Below are 15,754 nucleotides of genomic sequence, written 5' to 3' on the forward strand. Positions count from 1 at the left end.
TATTTAGTTTGCGATATTCCTATCGTGGTATGTAGCAATTAAGTGGCATAATGCCGCTTTAATTTATTGATAATTCTTATTTTTACCGGAGGTAGAATTTACTCCAGCGGCCAATTTAATACCACTACGCTATCGTTGTAATTATTGTTAACACCACTTTCAGCGCCGATAGTCATTGTTCCCGGTTTTCCATCAAGAGTATTATAGGAATAACGGAGTTTGCAGGGTTTACCATCTCCTGTAATCTCAATACAGACTTTCCCAGTACCTGATGTATAGGTTCTAACGCCAGCGATATTATCTGCTCCTTGTTTGGTTAATGTATCTACCAGTAGGTCATCGATATATACTTTTATGGTTTGTTGGTGAATATACGTATTCACGTAAGCTGTCAGACCAAATCGGATACTTTGAGGTAACTGGAAGCAATGTTTACCAGTGTCATTGATACCGCATTCTCCGCCACAATTGGAGGGTTTATTCGGAGAGCAAGGATCGTTGACTTTTTCTATTCTCCACAGGCCGGTGCCACGCAGGCGTTGAGCCGCGCCAGAAGAAAATACTTGATATTTCGAATTTACTAAGGTGGCGTCGCCATGTATATCAAGGAATCCCCTTAGTTCATATTGGCTAAAGAAAGCGAAAACCCCCTCTTCTGTTATTCTGCCATCTTGAGAAATGGCTTGTTGATTAATAGACCATAACATTGCTGCTTTAGTATGGATGTTGATATCTGATGTGTTAACCCGATAAAGCTCCGGCGGCGCCTCACTCCCCGTTCTTTCATAGCATGATAAGTAACCGCCATCGCATTGATAAAGATTATGGAGTAAGATAACTTCATTATTTATTATCTCACTGCCTATCGGTTTTCCGGTGCCTGACTCTATTCGCCATATTCCTCCAGCATTAGAAAAAGAGGGAACGACAGTGACTACCTTATGTTTTGCGCCGGGCCTGTTATCATCTCCATATACACTAAGATATCCTCCTTCCCAGTTTTGATATCTATTTAGTAGTTTTATGGTATCGCCATATCTAAGTATATTATCCATATATCTCTCCAGAGTATTTGTTATTTATTTCTCATCATTGATATATCCCTGATTTCATCATGCTACTATTGCATAATCTTTTAAATTGCTTCAGGGATCAGCAAGGTATTTTGCTTTTTATGATTCTTAATAGAGATAGTAATCCCACCAATAGAGTATCAATCATAAGATGATTGGAGAAAGGCCGAGCATTTGTGACTTACTCCTAACAATGAATGGGACCCAGAAATTGCCATTACTTGATGATTCTGTTTTGCTGCTATCAGCGCCACATCAAGCTTGGCTATGCCAGACGCTCACGGTGATGATACACGGCGCTTTTTTTTGCTCTGTATGTGATGTAAATTGCTTACTACGTCGATGAAATTTAAGCCAACAGGAATTGAAACTCATAATGTCTAAGTTAATTGGAAATAATCAGGTAGTTGGAACTAATAATATAGTTGTTATTGCGATGGTTGTTGCATTAGTTCAATTTATTAATGCATTAGAGTACATGATGGTAACTCCGCTTTTTGTTTATATGTCGAAAGATTTTCACATGCCGGTTACGATGGCGGGAGTTATAGCGGGTGTTTATGTTTTTTCCTCAGTATTTTCTGGCCTGACATCCTTTTTCTTTATTGATCGCTTTAATAAAAGAAAGGTTCTCATTTTAAATACACTGTTTCTCGGCCTGATTACGTTCCTGACGATTTTCTCTTCGGAACCATATCAACTTATTCTGCTACGTATCATTGCCGGTCTGTTTGGTGGTGTGACATTGGGAGTAGGTATTGGGATCTTACTGAATAATTCTCCAGAAAGTATGCGGGGAAGGGTGTTGGCAATTGCGTTTTCATCTTTTTCATTCGTTAGCATTTTAGGTATACCATTATGCTTATATTTGGCCGAGAGTTTTAACTGGAAAGTCTCCTTTTTATTGATCGTTATTTTATGCATAGTGAGTATACCTCTAATCCTCTTGTTTATTCCAGGAACAGAGAAAGTAAAAAATAGTCAGAACAAAATTGTGCTGACCAAAAAAATAACATTAGCTGGAATGGCAAGTGGCGTCAGTAATTTTAGTCCCTTCATGCTTATTCCGATACTTGCTCCGTTATTAACCAATGTGTTTTATGTCCCAGAAAATCAAATTTCATTGGTATTCTTTTGCGGCGGTATTGCGTCCTGGTTGGGCACTTATTTAACCGGAAAACTTTGCGATAGATATCCTCCTCAGAGAATTACTATTGCCGCAGCGACATTATTTATCGTCAATATCTTTCTAGGATTGACGGGAAAAGTAGATGGATACGTTTTCTTCTCACTTTTTATGTTCGCAACTTATGTGCAGGTGATGGCGGCAAACGTGCTCGCTTCTTATGCCTCGACGCCTGAAAATCGTGCGGGTTTTGGCGCCCTCCAGATGGCATTTTCCAATTTGGGCGCTGGTGTGGTGTTTTTCTTCTCCTCTATCTTCTTAGACGGTAAGGAAATTATTGCTGAGAATGTGCGACCTATTTTCATATTGACTATGGTTAGCGCCCTGATATTACCTATATATGTAATGAAATTAGCTCAAGTGATGAAAAGAGGGACGAAAAATTTAATGAATAATGCTTAGCGTAACAGTTAAGGGAAAATAACGATAGATATGTGATCTAGCCTTAATGGTAAAATAGCGATTTTGCGCTATATTTGAATTTAAGGCTAATCATTGATATAAGAAGACTAGCGTGATTAGTAAGAGTTAAATGTTGTTTGAAGTGTAATGTTACCGGAGGAAATTAATGTTATAAGGATAATTTTGGTCAATGCTGGATGACAGTGTGCGAAAGGATGAAGTTATTATAAATCCTATCATAATTATATTGAACTTATTAATTGATATAGGTGAATAAAATGGAAAGAAAATCGAATAACACTCATAATAAACCAGCCATTAATGTTATCGCGGGAGTGACAAATATTAAATCTATTTATAATAAAATGCCTTGTAAAGTTGTCGTTGAACATGGCTATGTCGCCAGGAAAAACTTTTCTGTGGAGAAGATGTCTGAATGGCATGGCGATTTATGGGCTCCCTGGATAGGTGATAAATATGAACCTAATAAAGCAATTCATATTTATACTGAGAAGGGATTGAGGTCTGAACTCAGATTTAATATTTGGATATTTCAGGATTATTGGAATCCACCAAATGAAAATGCGGTTAAATATTCCATAAATAGGGAGTTTAGTTACGATGATGCATTAGAGATTCCTGGTAATAATCGAGGTGGTGGAAATAAAATCCTAACGTTAGAGTTTAATGATAATAATATTAATCTAGAAATGGTATAGCGTTATGAGTGAATATAGCGGATAACGTTCTGTATCAATAGAAATGAGAGCATTTCTTCGCGTGTTGTTCAGTATTTTAATTTCCCTATTGATAGTTCACTTGGCTTACTATCAAGTAAGTTTTTATTCGAACTAATAATTAACTTATCGAAATGCTGATACGCGTAGAAATCGTTTATCTCTCTAATAACTATCTACGCACTATTTACCTTATTAAACGATTTCATTTACCTATTATTGTAATAAAGAATCAATCTTAATACGCTTTTTGATGGATAACGCCATATGAGGAATAATGTAATTAATAATCAATATCATTTAGGGAAAAAGATTAAATAAAGTCGTGAAACAATAATAACAATTATTCGATATTTATCGCTTATTTTTACTGATTATTACATATTGTTACAATTTGAAACAAATTAAGGGTTAAAAATAGTAACAATTATAATTAGTTATAAAATGTCATTAAGAATTTTCTAGATTTCATTTATTTTTATTTAATTCTGTCTTGTTTAACTTCTGTTGATGTTGTCCCTTTTATTATCTATATAAGATTAATTTTTTCTTTGTTGGATGTTTTACTGCTGTAATTCTGTATTAGGATGCGTATTAAGTTGTGGTTATTTTGCATGGGTCGATTTTGTTAGAGAGTTCGTCAATTCAGATGCCATTATTCGTTCCCTCATAATTTGTGTGTCCGTTTAATTATCGATTCATAACTATCTGATAAAGCATGTTATTTCAGGAAATTATCATGCCATGACCATGATATTTTTATTCTGTTTTTGGTAGTAAGAAAGGAGTCATCAAGGACCCTAAGTTTTCAAAATGAAGTTCCTAAGGTGCGTATTAATATTAAATTGGATCTACATACTGGCGGTGCATTGTCACATTATTTTTCACAAGATTTTAAGTAAAGGTATTTGAATGACTGTACAAGAGCAGGCTACATCTTCTGTAGCGACGACCAACCATCGTGCAGGTGGGGTTTACCCGTCTTTGTTTGAGAAAATCAATTTACGTCCGGTGGAGCGATTGAGTGGTATTGCGTGCTTCCATAACAGTGAGGCATTACTGGGTGTGACGGAAGATGAACGGGTGACCGTGGCGGTTAGCGTTCTTCTCGATCTGCTGAAAGACTCCACTGAAAAAGTTGAACAGTTGGATAAAGCATTGCTGGATTTTGAGATCGGCAAATTGGATCGCAAAATTGGCCGCCAACTGGATGTGGTGATACATCAACCCGGATTTCAGCAAATAGAATCTGCCTGGCGAGGTTTGAAATTCTTGGTTGATCGAACAGATCTCGGTCAGAACGTCAAAATTGACGTGTTGGATGTAGCTAAGGATGATTTGCGGCAAGATTTTGACGATGCGCCGGAAATTGTTCAGAGCGGTTTCTATCGCCATTCTTACATTCAGGAATATGACACACCGGGCAGCGAACCGATTGGCGCAGTGATTGCCGACTATGAATTTAGCGCCGAATCGCAAGATATCGCTTTATTGCGCAACATTGCCAAAGTTGCGGCAGCGTCGCATATGCCATTTATTACTGCCGTTGCGCCAGCCTTTTTTGGCAAAAAGAGCATGGATGAAGTGGCGGTGATGAAAGATATTGGTCACTATTTTGAACGCGCTGAATACACCCAGTGGAGATCTTTCCGCGACAGCGAAGATGCCCGTTATATTGGCCTCACCTTTCCAAGAGTGTTGGGGCGTCTGCCATATGGCCCGGAGAGTGTGCCGGTGCGAACGTTTAATTATATCGAAAACGTAAGTGGGCCGGATCGCAGTAAATATTTGTGGACCAATGCCGCTTTTGCTTTTGCCGCCAATATGGTCAGGAGTTTTGTCAAAAATGGCTGGTGTGTGCAGATCCGCGGTCCACAAGCGGGTGGCGCTGTCACCGATTTACCGACCCCTCTCTATGATTTGGGTGCCTGTTATCAGACTAAGATCCCATCAGAAGTGCTGATCCCGGAAACCCGTGAATTTGAATTTGCCAATTTGGGTTTTATTCCGCTCTCTTACTACAAAAATCGCAATTATGCCTGCTTCTTTTCTGCTCACTCCACGCAGAAGCCCGCCGTGTATGACACTGGCGAAGCCACGGCCAACAGTCGTATTAATGCGCGTCTGCCTTATATCTTCCTGCTATCGCGCATTGCCCATTATTTAAAACTGATCCAGCGGGAAAACATTGGCACGACTAAAGATCGGCGTCTGCTCGAAATTGAACTGAATAGTTGGATCAACACACTGGTCACGGAGATGAATGATCCCACTGACGACATGCAGGCATCTCATCCGCTGCGTGAAGCACAGGTGGTGGTTGAAGACATTGATGACAATCCGGGGTTCTTCCGCGTCAAACTGTATGCGGTGCCGCACTTTCAGGTGGAAGGGATTGACGTCAATTTATCTCTGGTTTCTCAGATGCCGAAAGCGAAATCGTAATTATTTTATTGGGAGTTATGATGAAAATTCTACGTCCTCTCTGGATTGAAGACGCCTTTTTAGCCCCTCAACAATTTCAGCAACAAGCGCGTTGGGAGGCGCTGACTAACAACTGTATTGCCCATCTGGGGCTGATTCATCCCTGGGGAGTCCTTGATATTCGGTTTGATCAGGAGGCTCTGCGCTTAAACCGCCTGAAAGTTCAGCATCTTAAGGTTCGTTTACAGGATGGGACGCTGATTGATACCGATTATGCTGACAATCTGCCCGCGGCCTGTGATTTACAGCAGGCGGCGTCGGAGGATATGCGCTCTGTTGAAGTATTGCTGGCGTTACCGCTGGAGCATGCCAATGGCGGCAATTGCCGCCAGAGTAGTGAAAGCGTAGGGCCGGGGCAACCGCCGCTACGTTATCAGCAAGAGTGGATTGAGATACAGGATAAGTACGGCGATGGGCGTGAATCCATTGCGGTTGAACGCCATGCAATTTCCCTACGCTTTCAGCATGACCAGAATGAGGCTTATCTAACATGCCCGTTAGCGCGTTTGGTGCGTGACGGGCAAAGCGGTTGGATGCTGGATGATCGTTTCGTTCCGCCATTGCTCTCTTTTGCTGCTCATCCTCCATTGCTGGAGCAGCTTGATCTGCTGTTGACTCAGCTACGTGCTAAGCGTACCCGTTTGATGGGAATGCGTCGTGAAAGCCACCAACGCATGGCAGATTTTGCGGTCGCGGATGTGTCGCTGTTCTGGTTGCTGAATGCGCTTAACAGCTATGAACCGGTGTTGAATAATTTTAACGCCGCGCCCGCACTGCACCCGGAAATTATCTACCGTGAACTGGTGAAATTAGCAGGCGCATTGCTGACGTTCTCATTGGAGAGCGATCTTGATGCGATCCCTGATTATCAACACAACCAACTAAGTGACGTTTTCCCGCCGTTGATCCGGCTTATCAGTACATTACTTGAAGCGAGTCTGCCATCAAGGGTGATTTCGATTGAACTGGAAATGGTACGTGAAAATCAATGGAGAGCCTCACTTCATGATAGGCGATTGTGTGAAGAGGCCGATTTCTATCTCTCTGTGCGATCGTCAATGCCGGCGCATCTGTTGCAAACCCAGTTTCCGCAACTGTGTAAAGTGGGGGCGCCTGATGATGTTGAGCGGCTGATTAACCTGTCATTGAGCGGCATTCCTTTACATCCACTCAGCCATGTACCGGCGGCGATCCCGTTGCGGCTGGAAAACCAATATTTTGCTTTCGATCTGAATAACCCGATGGCAAAAGCCATGTTGGAGGCGGGAAGTTGCGCCTTCTATGTGCCCGGTACCTTGTCGGGCGTTCAGTTAGAACTGTTTGCGGTATTACGTTCATGAATAAAGAGATCTTAATTGATGACCTGATGCTTGACATTGGGATGTTAGTGATTGCGCTAAAAAGTGGTGATAAATCGCTGCACGGTGAGGCGTTATATCAAAAAGGGGTTGAGTTGGTAGAAGAGGCACGGCAGCGATTAAGTACAAGTAGTATCAGCGAAGAAAATATGGCTCACATCATCTATGCCTTGTGTGCGTTGCTGGATGAAACCGTACTCAGACGCCCTGAGCGGGATAACGGCTATGAAACTTGGTCGAAAACGCCGTTGCAGACACGATTTTGCAATAGCAACCATGCGGGAGAACGGCTGTTTGAACGTATACGTCAAGTGCTGGATCAACCCCAACCTTCTCTGCTGGTATTAGCGGGTTTCCAGCGCGTATTGGCACTGGGCTTTCAGGGAGGCGATCGGGAAAAGATCTCTCAGGAACGCCAGTCATTACTGGATGTACTGACTGATCGTGCAGGGGCGATGGCGGTGCAACCTCATCAGATGATACGTCCCCATGCAAACCATCATCGGGACCAATGTTGGCGTGCGCGATCTCCGTGGTTTTGGGGATGCTTGGCCGTAGCCGGAATAACTTTGGTGTGGTGCGGTCTGCGTCTCTACCTTCGGCAATATTTGTCTGTTGGATAAGGCTGAGGAGAGCAAATTGAGTTGCGTACTAAAACGAGCGCTGTGGCTTTTAGCTTGTGTTCTGGCGGCGCTGTTATGTCTGTTTTTCTTGCCGCTAGGGAATGTGTCTGTTGCATTGTGGTTGGCCGCGATCTTGATGGTAGCCGTGATTGCCTGGCGGCGGGTGGGACGTACCACACCTGAAATATCCCATCAGGACAATATTTGCCGTTTGTTGGCGGCATTACCTGCGGCCTCGTGGCGTCAGCCTGTGGTGCTAACCTGCGGAGATAGCGTGGCAACGCTGTTTGCGCAAGAGCCGATACGTCTCACGCCACAAGGCTGTTTTATCTGTGTGCCGAGACAAAGTGAGATGAGCGCACTGGTAGCAGCGGTTATTGCAGCCAGACCTGATTGGTGTAAGCAGATCAGCGTGTTATTGACACTCTTTCCTGAACAGCAACGAGATCACGCGGTGATGACGGCCAAGATCAGGGAATTTCGCTATCAGGTTGATCGTGTTACTCAACTGACCGCCCGTCATACACCGGTATTAATCGCAGGCTATCTTGATGGCGATACCAGCCCGTGGTTCGAGCTACAGGCAGACAGTCCGACAATGACAGTATGGGGAGAAAAACACGCCGCTGTTGGGATGAATATCTGGTTGACCGAAGGGGATGCGCAGCAACGCATTGCACATTTACAACAGGCGATTGTCGTGGCGGCATGGCAACGCTGGATGGTGGAAAACGTCTTGGGCGAATGCCTATCGCCGGAGTTGACCAGCCAGCCTTGTTACCCGATTGCAATGGCGTTGACGTTTTTGCCGCAAACGCCGCAGGCAAACAATTTGTGGACGAAATGGCTGGTCGATCGTACCACCTTACCCCGCATTAGCCACAGCATTGCTGAGGCGGTGAACGTATCGCCATTTCCCGATGCCATGTTACGCCTGTTGCCACATTATGTTGGTCATACACCGCACCGACGAGCGGTCATTTGGGGCATCGGCCTGTTGAGTGGGTTTGTCTGTCTGGCGTTGACCGCTAGTGCCTGGAACAACGTGCGCTTGTTGCGCCAGATACGCAGTGATTTACAGCATTATCAGGTAGTTGACGTGAAAGATAATAGCGCGAAAGTTCAGGCTTACCATCAACTTAAGCTTGATGCGACATTGCTGGAGAAATATCAACGTGACGGCGAACCGATTCGCTTAGGGTTGGGGCTTTATTTAGGCGATCGCCTTTATACGCCGCTGATGGATGTGATCAACCATGCGGTGTTACCGGTATCTCCGCCTCCCGTGCCAAAGAGCGGCAAGCCATTGCCGCAGACATTGAACCTGAGCAGCATGTCGCTGTTTGACGTTGGACAGTCACGTCTTAAGCCCGAAGCGGCCAAAGTATTGGTGAACGCATTGATCGACATTAAAGCTAAACCGGGCTGGATGGTGGTGATAACCGGTCATACTGATTCGACCGGCGATGCTGCAAAAAACAGCGTGCTATCACTGGCGCGGGCTAAGGCAGTGCGAGATTGGATATTACAAACCAGTGATGTATCACCGGCTTGCCTTGTCGTAAAAGGCGAAGGCGCGACGCGGCCGATCGCGACCAACACAACCGCTGCGGGGCGTGCGGTCAATCGTAGGGTTGAAATCAGTCTAATGCCGCCGAGCGTAGCCGCCTGCCAACCACCACCAAGAGAAACATGATCTTTGGGAACGCAATCAGATCTAACGCGCTAACAGGCTGCCATGCGTGGGTATGGCAACGCTTTTAATTCAGAGGATGAAGTATTTGTTAAACGAAGAACTGGCAGGGAAAACCTCGCCAGACAGATAAATTTTTACCTGAGAATGGGGGCATTTGTTGAGTGCCGCCTAACCTCTTAATGACAACTGGGACTTTAATATGGATACCGTATGTACTGCACTATTGTGCCGCTTAAATTCTTATTGCGCGCGGGCATTGGAAGCTGCCGCTGCATTTTGCCAGACACGAGCACATGCTGAAATCACTGTGGAGCACTGGTTGCTCAAGCTGCTTGAGGGCGGCGAAGGCGATATTACGGTGGTTGCTCGACGTTATGAGTGGGATATGGATGTGTTGTGGCAGTCGTTGCTGACGACGATTAACCGTTTGCCGCATAGCATTAATCAACGCCCACGGTTATCGAGCGACCTGTGTAGTTTGCTACAGGTTGCCTGGTGTGTCGCTTCTCTGGAAGAGGGTAATGAATCTATTCGCTCGGTACATCTTTTGCAGGTACTGCGTGGCCAACCGGCTTGGCTGCGTATCCATCATACTTGGCCGTTACTCAACCTGAATGTGACGCAACTACAACGTTTGCGCCCATTGCTGGATCAACAATCGGACGAACGCCCGGAGATACAGGTAGCGACGAGTCTGACGGCGGATGGATCAATCGCTGAAATTGAGGATAGCGACCCCGATAAATATGCGCTTAATCGCCAGCCATTATCATCGGCTTTGCAGAACGTATTGGACAAATTCACGTTGGATATCACAGCCAGAGCCGCAGAGGGGGTTATTGATCCGGTATTTGGTCGCGATAGCGAAATCCGCCAGATGATCGACATCCTATCGCGTCGGCGTAAAAACAACCCGATTTTGGTGGGAGAACCGGGAGTAGGGAAAACCGCGCTGGTGGAAGGATTGGCGCTGCGTATTGTTGCAGGCAATGTCCCCGACAGCCTAAAAACCGTCAGCGTGCGGATGCTGGATCTGGGCTTATTGCAGGCAGGAGCCGGGGTAAAAGGCGAATTTGAGCAGCGACTGAAAAACGTCATTGAAGCGGTACAACAGTCGCCTGCCCCCATTCTGCTATTTATTGATGAAGCGCACACGCTGATTGGTACCGGTAATCAGGCGGGGGGCGCTGACGCGGCTAACCTGCTAAAACCTGCGCTGGCCCGAGGGGAATTACGCACGATTGCCGCCACCACTTGGTCGGAATACAAACAGTATTTTGAACGGGACGCTGCACTGGAGCGGCGTTTTCAGACGATCAAAGTCGATGAACCGGACGATGAGACCGCTTGCCTGATGCTGCGTGGATTGAAAGCGCGTTACGCCCGCTATCATGGTGTACATATTCAGGAAGATGCCGTGAAAGCTGCGGTCACTTTATCTCGCCGTTATCTGACAGGGCGACAGCTTCCAGATAAAGCGGTAGACCTGCTGGATACCGCCAGCGCGCGAGTCAGGATGGGCTTGGATACGGTACCGGAGGCGTTGACGCAGCTTCAATCCCAATTGACTGCGCTTGAGATAGAACAACAGGCGATCTTGGAAGATATCGCACTGGGGCAAGGCCATCATTCAGACCGTTTGGCACAAATTGACATGCAGCGCCATGAACTGTGTCGACAACAACAACAGCGAGATAAACAGTATCAACAGGAAAAACAGCTCACGCAACAGTTGCTCGATGCCCGGCAGGACATCAGTCGGCAGCATGATATAGCCCTGTTGCGACAGCAACTGGCGACACTACAACAAGGGCAGCCGTTACTATCGTCGGATGTTGATGTGCGTTCGGTAGCAACAGTGATCGCTGATTGGACCGGCGTTCCATTAAGTAGCTTGTTGAAAGACGAACAGACCGGTTTGCTGCATTTGGAGCAGCATTTGGGGGAACGGGTTATTGGTCAGGGGGCGGCGCTACGGGAAATCGCCCAACGTTTACGTGCCGCTAAAACCGGATTGACGCCGGAACAGGGGCCATTGGGCGTATTCCTGTTGGTTGGGCCGAGCGGAGTAGGGAAAACCGAAACCGCGCTGGCATTGGCGGATAACCTGTTTGGCGGAGCGCGTTCGCTGATCACTATCAACCTATCGGAATATCAGGAACCGCATACCGTTTCTCAGCTTAAAGGTTCACCACCGGGTTATATCGGATATGGTCAGGGGGGGATCTTAACGGAAGCGGTACGTAAACGCCCGTATAGTGTGGTGTTGTTGGATGAAGTGGAAAAAGCCCATCGTGACGTCATTAACCTGTTCTATCAGGTATTTGATCGCGGCTTTATGCGTGATGGCGAAGGGCGTGAAATCGATTTTCGTCATACCGTGATTTTAATGACCTCAAATCTGGGCAGTGATCAACTGATGGCGTTATTGGCGCAACAACCTGATGCCTCGAATGCTATGTTGCATGAACTGTTACATCCGATGCTGCGTGATCACTTCCAGCCAGCTCTGTTGGCTCGCTTTCAGACCGTGATTTACCGCCCGTTACAGGCTGATGCGCTCAGACGCATTGTTGAAATCAAACTGGAGCAAGTCACTCGACGTCTTCATAGCCATTACGGCCTGACTTGCATGGTAGAAAGCAGCCTTTGCGACACTTTAGTTAATGCTTGTCTATTGCCGGACAGTGGAGCGCGTAATATCGACAGCCTGCTTAACCAGCAAATTTTACCGGTGCTCTCACAAGCGTTGTTGGAACGTCTGGCCCATCACAATAAACCTGCTGGCGTGACGTTGGGTTTTGACGAAGAAGAGGGGATCATCCTTGCGTTTACTGATACTGAACCGGTTGCTTCATTGGATATCGAGGAAAAACAAGTAATGGTTATACCCTATGGATTTCAAGGTGCATCGCGACGGCAAAGGAGTGAATCCCCGGGAGCATAGAGAACTATGTGACCGGGGTGAGCGAGTGCAGCCAACAAAGAGGCAACTTGAAAGATAACGGGTATAAATGAATTATACGAAACTGTGCATAGGGTTTTGCCCTAATGAAAAGGTATTAAAGAGATGAAAGCAAAAAATGTAACTGAAAAACGCAATTGGTTGGCACGTAAATGGAAATTGATGATTGTCTGGTTTACTCCTGTTTTCATCGTAGGTGCATTTATGATTGTCATGGGCGTAATGAAATCTTCGGAGCCCTATAAAAAAGCTTTATCGTTGGCACAAAGTAATCCTGTTGTGAAAAATATTTTAGGCCAGCCAATAGAAGCAGGCTGGTTTGTTTCTGGCAGTATTAACGATAGAGAAGCGGAATTGGACATTCCTATAACAGGAAATCGGTCTGGTGGTTCGGTGCATGTTGATGCAAATAAACATGCAGGACAGTGGCGATATAAAAATATTACTGTTCAACCAGATTCAAGTGGACGATTGATAGATTTACTGGTAGTCGATAATCCCATGAAATAAAGATTATGTTCTTTGTGGCGTGTTATTAAAACGTGCGTGAGCTGATTTAATTGAAAAGTAATGAGAATCATTCTTAAAAGAGAAAATTAAGCAACGTAGAGTCAATGATATTTTATTCTGAGTCATAAAATATTGTTTTCTCTATGTGGTTTTAGGTTATTTCAAAGGATTTCTATAAAGGCAAAAGTATGGGCTGGAATAACGCTATCATCGTAATCCTATGGCATTGGCTGGTTTCAGGCATGATTATTGTTTGCATCGGTATGACTTGCTATGTGTTCTGCTCTGGATACATCAGGCAGCAACAATGGCGGATAATTTTGGGTGTGGTGGGCTTAATATGGCTGGCCGCATTTGGGTTGCGGTTATATCTCTTGGGTGATCGGTTGGAGATATATCATTTTTGGCATCAAGAGCGACAATATATTGATAGAGTTATGCTAAATAATGCAATCTATTCTCATTCGCAGAATATAACTGAGAATCATTCTTTTTTTACGCATCGGTAACGTATGGATGATAGTGAATATTAATCATAAGATGGGTTTTTTATATTATTTAACCTATTGAAAATAATATAAAAATAGACTTTATTTCAATAAATTTGAAAGGAGTGAATATCGGAAGGGTAAATTGATTTCATATTATTTAAATCAATGCAATCTTTTTATATAAACAAATTAAATCCTGTTTATATTTGGTTTAAATAAGGTGAATTTTGCCGTTGATATTAAACATATTGTGCTATTTGATAAAAAAAGACTTGATCTTTATATTCACCCGCAGGGAGGATATAAATTATTCCATCACTCTATAGGTAGTTAATGAATCTATTAATTCGCGGGCAGATGACTGGCCTTCGCGATTATTGTTATTCTGGTTAGCTCTCAATTAAGCAGTACCGGCATCAATTGACTGTTCCCCGCATTTATCAGGGTTAACAACCGAGGATATATTCGGTTGGATTTTCGGTAGTTGAATTGACATAACCGCTTATGACGACAGGCACTTTATTAAAAAGTGGGGCGCCCTTTTCGCTGAGTGAACCGACCGCTTTATCTGATATCGGAGGAAAACTATTGATGGACAGAAAAATGCTGCGTGCCCGTCAGCTCCAGGCGAATAAACCCGTGTTGCCGGGCCATGCCCGTTACCGGCTTGAAATCCGGCGTTGCAAGGCCGCCTTAATTCGGAAAACCTGAAATAAATTGTGTGCAATACAGGAGATTTTATTGTGAATAACCTTGGCTGTAATTTTTGTACCCGCAAGGGGCTGCCTGTTTTACTGGTTCGTCCTGCCATTAAGGCGCAGGGTGATGGCGTGCCGGATTTGCCTGCGAGCATACCGATGCCGGTAGAGAGAAAAGGCGAAACCGGCTATACCACCCGTCTGCTGCGTGAAGGTTTTGTATATATCTGGGATGAGCTGGTTAATGGCTGGATAAATTATTACGTGACTGATGATGGGTATTATTATCCCCTGCCGGAAAATGGCAAAGTGCCTCCTCGCTTAGCCAGTGGTGAAATGAAACCGTGCATTGATGAGCCAAATGAGTTGGCGCGTGCTTCGCTGGTAACATTACCGGTGTTGCCGAAAGGGGTGGCAAACAAAGCCTTTTGGTTTGCTTGGTCGGCGGTGGAGTGGACGGACGCGGTACGTAAAAAGCATGAAGATCCGGCATACCGTGCGCGATATATGCAACGTTTTGATATGGAAACATGGCTAAATAGTGGAGAGGGAGAAAATGCGCTGCCGTTTTCGTCACTGGCGGATAGCGTCGCGGAATACCACACGAGAATAGATACCAACCGGCGTATTGTTGATTACACCCGCTCTCACTGGAATGGGAAATCTCCGTTTGATAAGAATGATCTATGGTGGGCAGAGAGAGAGTTAATGCCAGACAAAGGGGTCATACTGTACCTGCCTGATCCGGTTGCTGTGGTGCAGGATATTACCGCGCTGGCGAATTACCGGTTAAAAACCCAGTTTCATGACAATCCACACTATATCCGGGGGATTGGGCTTTCGGCTTCTTTGAGTACGCTGAAAGAGGCGGTGTGCCGGCAGTTTGAGCGGGATCAGCTAACTAAAGACGAAACTGAGGAGAATGAAGTCCGGTATGGCGGCTTTGATGGTGAATATTATATTCCTGGCTCTGAAAGGCGAGCGGATACCACGCATTACTTAAATGATATGGCATTAAAGCCCTTGGTACAAAAGTATTGGGCGGATTACGAGAAGTACATTGACCGTGATAAAGAAAAAGCGTTTATGGACCGGTTCACCACCGATCTGACGCGGTATGACAATACCATTATCTCTCCGATGACCGAGATGTATCTGGACTGGATGAAAAGCCAGATTTTGTTGGACTATTTTGACCATAACTTTGATAGCACGGACGATTACAGCGGTGCGCTGTTTGTTCAGTCGGTTCATGATTGTGTTGCCGGCATGCAGGACAAACTGGGAGCCTCGCGTTATTTTCAAGAGCAGATGATGAGCGTCGCCATCACGCCGGATAATCTGCTGTTACGTGCGCTGGTGATGAACAGTGATAAAAGGATAGAGCGAACTCACGGCGTCTTAAAGACCGGTGGAGATTACGGCTCTCTCGCCTGGGATAAAATACCGGATGGACTTAAAGACATCGCTGAGCACTTCCATAAACCGGTTTCCCTCACGATGGAAAAGTACCTGAATGAACTGAGTAGCA

General features: G+C 45.1%; 12 protein-coding genes and 1 pseudogene. 12 read left to right on the forward strand and 1 reads right to left on the reverse strand.

Annotation, left to right across the window (positions count from 1 at the left end; translation table 11 throughout):
- Positions 1–98: 98 nt before the first annotated feature.
- Positions 99–1,055, reverse strand: a complete 957-nt coding sequence (locus tag V2H77_RS12970) for a fucose-binding lectin II (RefSeq protein WP_341499129.1) — start codon at positions 1,053–1,055, stop codon at positions 99–101.
- 394 nt (positions 1,056–1,449) lie between these two features.
- Here V2H77_RS12970 and V2H77_RS12975 point away from each other — a divergent pair, with 394 nt between their 5' ends.
- The 12 genes and pseudogenes from V2H77_RS12975 to V2H77_RS13030 all read left to right on the forward strand — a co-directional run.
- Positions 1,450–2,661, forward strand: a complete 1,212-nt coding sequence (locus tag V2H77_RS12975) for an MFS transporter (protein ID WP_341499130.1) — start codon at positions 1,450–1,452, stop codon at positions 2,659–2,661.
- Between the two features lie 278 nt (positions 2,662–2,939).
- Positions 2,940–3,380, forward strand: a complete 441-nt coding sequence (locus V2H77_RS12980; protein WP_341499131.1) for a hypothetical protein — start codon at positions 2,940–2,942, stop codon at positions 3,378–3,380.
- A 788-nt stretch (positions 3,381–4,168) separates the two neighbouring features.
- A pseudogene (locus V2H77_RS12985) lies at positions 4,169–4,267 on the forward strand (type VI secretion system contractile sheath small subunit); the annotation flags it as partial.
- A 43-nt stretch (positions 4,268–4,310) separates the two neighbouring features.
- Positions 4,311–5,843 (forward strand): type VI secretion system contractile sheath large subunit, encoded by a 1,533-nt coding sequence (gene tssC, locus V2H77_RS12990; protein ID WP_341499132.1) that lies wholly within the window; start codon positions 4,311–4,313, stop codon positions 5,841–5,843.
- 20 nt (positions 5,844–5,863) lie between these two features.
- On the forward strand, positions 5,864–7,222 hold the full coding sequence (tssK, locus tag V2H77_RS12995) for a type VI secretion system baseplate subunit TssK (protein WP_341499140.1): 1,359 nt from the start codon (positions 5,864–5,866) through the stop codon (positions 7,220–7,222).
- The gene (gene tssL / locus V2H77_RS13000; RefSeq protein WP_341499133.1) at positions 7,219–7,863 is read left to right on the forward strand and encodes a type VI secretion system protein TssL, short form; all 645 of its coding nucleotides are present in this window, start codon (positions 7,219–7,221) and stop codon (positions 7,861–7,863) included. Before tssK ends, tssL begins: the two co-directional genes overlap by 4 nt.
- 16 nt (positions 7,864–7,879) lie before the next feature.
- Entirely contained in the window at positions 7,880–9,559 is a 1,680-nt protein-coding gene (locus V2H77_RS13005) for an OmpA family protein (RefSeq protein WP_341499134.1), read from the forward strand.
- 199 nt (positions 9,560–9,758) lie between these two features.
- Positions 9,759–12,506 (forward strand): type VI secretion system ATPase TssH, encoded by a 2,748-nt coding sequence (tssH, locus tag V2H77_RS13010; protein ID WP_341499135.1) that lies wholly within the window; start codon positions 9,759–9,761, stop codon positions 12,504–12,506.
- Positions 12,507–12,629: 123 nt separating this feature from the next.
- Positions 12,630–13,034, forward strand: coding sequence for a cytochrome c oxidase assembly factor Coa1 family protein (locus V2H77_RS13015; RefSeq protein ID WP_341499136.1), 405 nt, complete (start codon positions 12,630–12,632; stop codon positions 13,032–13,034).
- A gap of 188 nt (positions 13,035–13,222) precedes the next feature.
- On the forward strand, positions 13,223–13,543 hold the full coding sequence (locus V2H77_RS13020; protein WP_341499137.1) for a hypothetical protein: 321 nt from the start codon (positions 13,223–13,225) through the stop codon (positions 13,541–13,543).
- 486 nt (positions 13,544–14,029) lie between these two features.
- Complete coding sequence (locus V2H77_RS13025; RefSeq protein ID WP_341499138.1) at positions 14,030–14,236, forward strand: hypothetical protein; 207 nt, start codon at positions 14,030–14,032, stop codon at positions 14,234–14,236.
- Positions 14,237–14,268: 32 nt separating this feature from the next.
- Positions 14,269–15,754 (forward strand): T6SS effector BTH_I2691 family protein (locus V2H77_RS13030; protein WP_341499139.1); only part of this gene is annotated, 1,486 nt, incomplete at its 3' end.

The sequence above is a fragment of the Photorhabdus sp. P32 genome, from assembly GCF_038085095.1.
Lineage (GTDB): Bacteria > Pseudomonadota > Gammaproteobacteria > Enterobacterales > Enterobacteriaceae > Photorhabdus > Photorhabdus luminescens.

What these genes read in the sequence shown, in the direction of transcription:
- V2H77_RS12970 (WP_341499129.1), bottom strand. Translation starts at nt 1,055, where the DNA reads ATGGATAATATACTTAGATATGGCGATACCATAAAACTACTAAATAGA.
- V2H77_RS12975 (WP_341499130.1), top strand. Translation starts at nt 1,450, where the DNA reads ATGTCTAAGTTAATTGGAAATAATCAGGTAGTTGGAACTAATAATATA.
- V2H77_RS12980 (WP_341499131.1), top strand. Translation starts at nt 2,940, where the DNA reads ATGGAAAGAAAATCGAATAACACTCATAATAAACCAGCCATTAATGTT.
- tssC (WP_341499132.1), top strand. Translation starts at nt 4,311, where the DNA reads ATGACTGTACAAGAGCAGGCTACATCTTCTGTAGCGACGACCAACCAT.
- tssK (WP_341499140.1), top strand. Translation starts at nt 5,864, where the DNA reads ATGAAAATTCTACGTCCTCTCTGGATTGAAGACGCCTTTTTAGCCCCT.
- tssL (WP_341499133.1), top strand. Translation starts at nt 7,219, where the DNA reads ATGAATAAAGAGATCTTAATTGATGACCTGATGCTTGACATTGGGATG.
- tssH (WP_341499135.1), top strand. Translation starts at nt 9,759, where the DNA reads ATGGATACCGTATGTACTGCACTATTGTGCCGCTTAAATTCTTATTGC.
- V2H77_RS13015 (WP_341499136.1), top strand. Translation starts at nt 12,630, where the DNA reads ATGAAAGCAAAAAATGTAACTGAAAAACGCAATTGGTTGGCACGTAAA.
- V2H77_RS13020 (WP_341499137.1), top strand. Translation starts at nt 13,223, where the DNA reads ATGGGCTGGAATAACGCTATCATCGTAATCCTATGGCATTGGCTGGTT.
- V2H77_RS13025 (WP_341499138.1), top strand. Translation starts at nt 14,030, where the DNA reads ATGACGACAGGCACTTTATTAAAAAGTGGGGCGCCCTTTTCGCTGAGT.